The following is a 229-nucleotide window of genomic DNA, read 5'->3' on the forward strand; positions in this document are numbered from 1 at the left end:
GCCGGGCGCCACGGTGTCGATGCCGCTGACATGGACCCAGGTCAAGGCGGACCTCGATCCAAAGAGATTTACGGTTCGCACAGTTCCTGGGCTGCTTGCGAACAGCTCGGCATGGCAGGATTATTGCGACGGTCAGCGGCCGCTTGAACAGGCTATCAAACGCCTCGGGAAGTCCAGACAGGTAGCTTGAGCGTTCGTGGCGGCCTGGCGACTGAACAGGATTTCGAAT

1 protein-coding gene is annotated in these 229 nt (G+C 59.8%); it reads left to right on the plus strand.

Features of this window, described 5'->3' with window-relative positions:
- Nucleotides 1-190, plus strand: a 190-nt coding sequence (ligD, locus tag ACPYOI_RS37330; protein ID WP_481424338.1) for a non-homologous end-joining DNA ligase LigD, incomplete at its 5' end; no start/stop codon positions are given.
- Nucleotides 191-229 lie beyond the last annotated feature (39 nt).

Source organism: Rhizobium sp. SVR5-2C (assembly GCF_056755115.1).